The following is a 402-nucleotide window of genomic DNA, read 5'->3' on the forward strand; positions in this document are numbered from 1 at the left end:
ACATGCTGCAGGTCTATGACCGGGCGCTGACCTCGGGCAGCGTCCAGACGCTGGCGGCGCTCTCGGCGCTGGCGATCGGGCTCTATTTGTTCCAGGGCGCACATGCTGCAGGTCTATGACCGGGCGCTGACCTCGGGCAGCGTCCAGACGCTGGCGGCGCTCTCGGCGCTGGCGATCGGGCTCTATTTGTTCCAGGGCGCCTTCGACGTGATCCGCTCGCAGGTGCTGGTCCGGGTCGGGGCCMGGCTCGACAAGGACATTGCACCGCTGGCGCACCGGGTGGCGATCGACATGCCGCGCTTCGGCTTCCGCTCTATCTCGCCTTCGCCTATTTCCTGCACCCCTGGCTCGGCGCGCTGACGCTGGCGGGGCCAGGGGCCGGGCGCGCTGTTCGACCTGCCC

At 69.6% G+C, this 402-nt stretch carries 1 protein-coding gene; it reads left to right on the top strand.

The genetic code is table 11. The features are described from left to right. The first annotated feature begins 102 nt into the window (after nucleotides 1-102). Nucleotides 103-360 (top strand): hypothetical protein, encoded by a 258-nt coding sequence (locus AB4Y92_RS26240; RefSeq protein WP_441822286.1) that lies wholly within the window; start codon nucleotides 103-105, stop codon nucleotides 358-360. Nucleotides 361-402: the final 42 nt, after the last annotated feature.

Source organism: Lysobacter sp. TAB13 (assembly GCF_052113885.1).
Taxonomy (GTDB): Bacteria; Pseudomonadota; Gammaproteobacteria; order Xanthomonadales; family Xanthomonadaceae; genus Lysobacter; species Lysobacter gummosus.